General features: G+C 72.2%; 5 protein-coding genes. All 5 read right to left on the bottom strand.

Annotation, left to right across the window (positions count from 1 at the left end):
• Window positions 1–60 precede the first annotated feature (60 nt).
• Window positions 61–1,134 carry an Ldh family oxidoreductase gene (locus ACFRIC_RS39695; RefSeq protein WP_382796651.1) on the bottom strand — a complete coding sequence of 358 codons (1,074 nt, stop codon included), beginning with the start codon at window positions 1,132–1,134 and terminating at the stop codon, window positions 61–63.
• Between the two features lie 20 nt (window positions 1,135–1,154).
• Window positions 1,155–2,888, bottom strand: a complete 1,734-nt coding sequence (locus tag ACFRIC_RS39690) for a thiamine pyrophosphate-dependent enzyme (protein ID WP_382796649.1) — start codon at window positions 2,886–2,888, stop codon at window positions 1,155–1,157.
• A 13-nt stretch (window positions 2,889–2,901) separates the two neighbouring features.
• Window positions 2,902–3,762 (bottom strand): amidohydrolase family protein, encoded by an 861-nt coding sequence (locus tag ACFRIC_RS39685; RefSeq protein ID WP_382796648.1) that lies wholly within the window; start codon window positions 3,760–3,762, stop codon window positions 2,902–2,904.
• 131 nt (window positions 3,763–3,893) lie between these two features.
• Window positions 3,894–5,105 carry an L-2-hydroxyglutarate oxidase gene (gene lhgO / locus ACFRIC_RS39680; RefSeq protein ID WP_382796646.1) on the bottom strand — a complete coding sequence of 404 codons (1,212 nt, stop codon included), beginning with the start codon at window positions 5,103–5,105 and terminating at the stop codon, window positions 3,894–3,896.
• Window positions 5,106–5,137: 32 nt separating this feature from the next.
• Window positions 5,138–5,513, bottom strand: a 376-nt coding sequence (locus ACFRIC_RS39675) for an aldehyde dehydrogenase family protein (protein WP_382796644.1), incomplete at its 5' end; no start/stop codon positions are given.

Raw genomic sequence — 5,513 nt, 5'->3', positions numbered from 1 at the left:
GCGGCGGACTGTTCGTCCGCCGCGGCACCGGGCCGCTCCGGGGATACGCGCGTCCGGGAGCTACCCCAGGACCTCGGGCACGGTGACGCCGAACGCGGCCGCGCTCCCGGTCAGTTCGCGCCACACCTTGGCCGCCACCGGAACCCCCTCCCCCGCGCGCGTCGCCGCGACCGCGGCGCTGCGCTCCCCCGGGTAGAACACGCCCACCGCCGCGTCCGCCGGAGTCAGCGCCTTGAGCGTGTCGAGCGTGGCGTCGACGGCGTCGGTGAAGGCGGCGGCGTCGCCGAAGGCCGCCGGGTCGATGGCGACGATCAGGGCGTTCTGGCGGTGCTCTCGGCCCGCGGGATCCTCGGAGTGGAAGGCGGTGAAGATGGGCGCGCCGACGAGGACGCCGGTCAGCAGCTCGAAGGCGAGCGACATGCCGGACCCCTTGGCGCCGCCCAGCGGCAGCGGCATGACCGCCTGCTGCGGATCGGTGGTGGAGGTGCCGTCCGCGGTGGCGGCGGCGCCCTCGGGCAGCGCGGTGCCGTTCGCCCTGGCCTGCCGGATCCGGCCCAGGGCGATCGTGGCGGTGGCCATGTCGAGGACCAGCGGGGCGTGGCTGCGCGCCGGGACGGCGACGGCGAGCGGACTGGTCGCGACGGCCGCCCCCTTGACCCCCGTGTAGCCCATGTTGGGCATGCCGGCGACGAACGCGAGCCCGATCAGGCCTTGTTCGGCGATCTTCGACACGTAGTAGCCGATGGCCCCGGTGTGCACGGTGCGTCGTACACCGACGGCCGCCACACCGCTCGCCCTGGCCCGGGTGACGGCCTCCTCGGCCGCCGCGGTGAGGGCCACCGGACCGGGCGCGCGGTCCGCGTCGAGGACGGCGACGGCCGTGCCGCCCGACTCGAGCGTGATCTCGGGACGGGCGTTGGCGACCCCCTTGGCGAGCAGTTCCAGATAGGCGGGGACGCGCGCGGTGCCGTGGGAGTCGATGCCCCGGAGCGCGGCCCAGACGAACACGTCGGCGGTGGTGCGGGCGTGCTCGGGGCCGAGGCCGCCCTTCTCCAGGAGTGCGGCGGCGAGGCCGCGGAGCGCGTCGGCGGCGACGAGCACCTGGCCCGGCCGGGGTGTCGAGGTGTCGGTCATGGTGGCGGGTGCCTCCTGGATCAGCGGGTGACGAGGACGTCGACGACGGCGGTGGTGCCCTCCGCGACCGCCTTGAGGGCGCGCTCCAGGGCGGGGGCGAGCGCGTCCGGCAGGTCGACGGTCTCGGTGTGCATGCCGAACGGTTCGGCGAACCGCGCGAGCCGGGGCAGCCGACGCAGATCGGTGCCGAGCCATTCGCCGGTCTCGGCGGCCGCGCCCTCGGGGTAGAACCTGCGGTGGTTGAGGTTCATGGATTTGTAGACACGGTTGTTGAACACCACGATCAGCAGCGGCAGTCCGTACGCGTTCGAGGCGTCGTACGACGGGATGACCGGGTTGTACGTGAAGGCGCCGTCGCCGATCGTCAGCACCACGGGCCGCTCGCGGGCGGCGAGTTTGACGCCGAGCGCGACGGCGATGCCCTGGCCGAGTCCGCCCTGGACGTAGAAGTACGAGTCGGGTTCGGCCGTCAGCAGGTGGCGTCTGACGGTGCGGCTGTGGGTGATCGTCTCGTCGACGACGATCGCGTCCTGCCCCTCCAGGAGCCCGCGCAGGGTGGCGGCGACGTGCACGGGGTCGACGCCCTCGGCCTGGGCGGCCTTCGCCTCGGCGGCGGCGATAGCGGCCTGCTCGTCCGCGTGCCGCTCCTCGTGCTCCGCCCGGCGCGCGGTGACGGCGGCGGTGGCCCCTGGTTCGAGGGGGCGTGTGTCCGCCCGCTTGGTGAGCTGGCGCAGGGTGTTGGCGACGTCTCCTTCCAGGTAGCGGTCGGCGAAGAGGACTTGGTAGGCGACGTGCGGGCGTTGCGGGACCTCGTCGACGACCACGATCCGCGCCTTGGCCGGGCGGCGCGACGGAGGGTAGAAGGGGGCCCGGCAGTTGACGAGGAGGATGAGGTCGGCCTCGTCCGTCCAGGGGCCGATGTCCGAGCCCGCGTGGAGCGGGTGCGTGCGCGGGAAGTTGCCGCACACGGCCGAGTCGGGTTCGACGACCGGGATGTTCCAGGCCTCGGCGAAGGCGACCAGGGCCTCGAAGCCGCCCGCCTCACGGCCGGCCGTCTCGGTGACGATCACCGGTGCGGCCGCCGCGCGGATCCACTCGGCGACGAGGTCCACCTCTTCGGGCGAGCTGTGGGTCGAACCCGGTGGGACGACCGGCTTGGCCTCCCGGCCGTCCCACTCCTCCAGCAGGATCTCCAGCGGGATGTTGAGGTAGGCCGGTCCGGCCGGTGCCCGCCAGGCCAGCTCGGCCGCCCGCGTGACCATGGCGGGCAGGGTGTGCACCCCCGCGGCCTCGTTGGACCACTTGGTGAACGGCCGCGCGATGCCGTGCGGTCCGCCGACGACGGACAGGTTGCGGTACCACTGACCGCCGGGGTCCTGCCCGGGCCCGTCGCCGTAGGTGGTCGACTCCGAGGAGGCGACCACCATGGGCACGCCCGCGAGCAGGGCGCCGTGGACCGCCATGGAGCCCTGGAGCAGGCCGGGCGCCGCGTGCAGGAGCACGGCCTGCGGGCGGCGGGCGAGCAGGCCGTAGCCGGTGGCCATGCCGACCGCGACCGTCTCGTGGGTGAGGTCCAGGTACTCGGGGGCCTGCTGGCCGTCGCGGTGGCGCCGGGCCAGGGATTCCCAGACCGGGGCCCATTCCGATCCCGACGAGCAGAAGACGTAGTCGGCTCCGAAGGCGTCGAAGGCCGATACGAGCGCCTCACCGCCGTCCCTGCCGCCGGCACCCGGTGTGTTCTCGGTGTCCGTCATCTCCGGTGCGCCCTCAGCCTTCGATCGGCCAGTCGAGGACCTCGGAGATGCCGCGGCCCAGGATCCACTCCAGCTCCTCGGGCGTGAAGTCCCAGTGCTGGGTGAACTGTTCGATGGTGTCGGTGTAGGTGATGCCGTGGCCGAGCAGGCGGGTGATGTCGGTGCCGTAGAAGCAGCGCTGGGGGCCCAGCTTGTCGACCATCTCGCGCACGTATTTCTCGATGTTCTTGTTCGGGAAGGGCTGCGTCGAATAGCCGGGCAGCGCCGAGACCTTGACGTAGATGTTCGGGTGGACGGCCAGGTCCGCGGTCTCCTGGACCCAGTAGCCGATCGCGTCGTCCACACAGCGGGCCATGATGCCCATGTGGTCGATGATGATCTTCAGGCCGGGGTGCTTGGCGGCGATCTCGCCGAGTTCGCGCTTCCAGATCGGCGCGTGGACCATCGTGGGGATGCCGAGTTCCTCGGCGATCGGCCAGTACCAGTCGTTGGTCCCGTCGATCATCCAGTTGCGGTCCTGCGGGCGGTGGAAGGTGAGCCTGGTCCCCTTGATGTGCGGGTTGCGCGCGAAGTCCTTCAGCATCGCGGTGCCCTCGACGGGGTCGTCCTGGGGGACGCGGGCCATGATGCCGAAGCGGTCCGGGTGGGCCTCGCACGCTTCGAGGGCGTAGTCGATGCGGTTGCCCTCCCAGGACGGGGGCAGAATCAGCGCCCGGTTGACGCCCGCCTCGTCCATCAGATCGAGGGCCTCCTCGTACGAGAACGGGTCCTCGCGGTGTCCGTTGAGGCGGATGCGCTCCCGTGCGCCCGGGACCCAGGGGCGGTCCGGGGTCTCTTCCTTCCAGATGTGGATCTGGGTGTCGACAACGAACATGTCATCTGCCGTTTCTCTGCGGAGGGGTGCCGGGGTGGTGCGGAGGGAACGCTAGGTCGGCGGGGGGTCTTTGCCGAGCGCTGGGAGCGCAAGCAGTTCTTGCGCGGAAGTGCCCTGCGCACGGGGCATGTTCAGGTTGCGCGGGGCTCGTCGAGGACGGTGTCGGCGATGTGTTCCGCGATGGCCATGGAGGAGGTCGCGGCGGGCGAGGGCGCGTTGCGTACGGCGGTGACGTCACCGGTGCGACGGATGACGAAGTCGTCCACCAGCGAGCCGTCCCTGCCGAGCGCCTGGGCCCGCACGCCGGCTCCGCCGCGCACCACGTCGGTGGCGTGGATGGCGGGGACGTACGCCCTGGCGGCCTTCATGTAGGCCTCCACCGACAGCGAGCCGCGGATCTCCTTGACGCCGGTGCGCCAGTGTTCCCTGGCCAGGCGCCACATGCCGGGGAAGCGGGCGATGCGGGCGAGTTCGCGGAGGTCGACGTCGGAGCGGCGGTAGCCTTCGCGGGCCAGGGCCAGGACGGCGTTGGGGCCGACCTCGACCTCGCCGTTCACGCGGCGGGTGAAGTGCACGCCGAGGAAGGGGTACCGCGGGTCGGGCACGGGGTAGACGAGGCCGCGGACCATGTGCGCCCGGCTCGGTGTCACGGTCATGTACTCGCCGCGGAAGGGGACGATGCGCGGCTCGTCACCGTCGTCGGCGAGCCGGGCGACGCGGTCGCTGTGGAGTCCCGCGCAGAGCACCACGCGGTCGGCCCGCAAGGTCTCGTCCCCGGAGGCGACGTCGACGCCGCCGCCGGTGAGGCGGGTGACACGGGTGACGGGGAAACCGAGCCGCACCTCGCCGCCGGAGTCCACGACGTCCTCGGCGAACGACCGGGCGATCGCCGTGTAGTCCGTGATGGCGGTGCGCGGGGAGTGCAGGGCCGCGCGGCCCACGGCGTACGGCTCGATCTCGTGGATCTCGCCCGCCCCTACGCGGCGCAGGCCCGGCACCCTGTTCTCCAGGGAGGTGGCGTACAGGGCCTCCAGACGCGGCACCTCGTCGTCCGTGACGGCGACGACGAGCTTGCCGCACTCGTCGTAGGGCAGGCCCCGGTCCCGGCAGTACGCCCGGATCATCGCCCCGCCCCTGGCGCACAGACGGGCCTTGAGGCTTCCGGGCCGGTAGTAGATGCCGGCGTGCACCACGCCCGAGTTGTGGCCGGTCTGGTGGACGGCGACCTCGTGCTCCTTGTCCAGGACCACGACACGCGTACCGGGCCGGCGCAGCGCGATCTCGCGTGCCGCGGCCAGACCCACGATCCCGGCGCCGACGACGGCGATCGTCTCGTCAGCCATCCGCTCTCCTCCTCTCCTCGCCCACGGCCGCGTCAGACACCGAAATGGAGGGCGACGGTCTTGACCCGGGTGTAGAAGCGCAGCCCGTCCTCGCCCTGCTCCTTGAAGGGCGAGCCGGAGTCGCGGAAGCCCCCGAACGGGTGGTGGACGTCCCAGCCGGAGGTGGTGGTGTTCACCGCGATCTGGCCGCACTCCACCTCGTCCACGAACCGGTGGGCGGCGCCGAGGTCCTGGGTGAACACGGCGGCCGCGAGGCCGAAGACCGAGTCGTTGACCGCCTCGACCGCCTCGTCGAAGGAGTCCACCGCGCGCAGCGCGACGACCGGTCCGAACACCTCCTCGCGCCAGATGTCGAGGTCCGGGGCCACCTCGCCGAGGACGGTCGGGTTGACGTAACAGCCGTGCCCG

Source organism: Streptomyces sp. NPDC056738 (assembly GCF_042790435.1).
Classification (GTDB): domain Bacteria; phylum Actinomycetota; class Actinomycetes; order Streptomycetales; family Streptomycetaceae; genus Streptomyces.
This window is presented reverse-complemented; position numbering and strand designations above follow the sequence as displayed.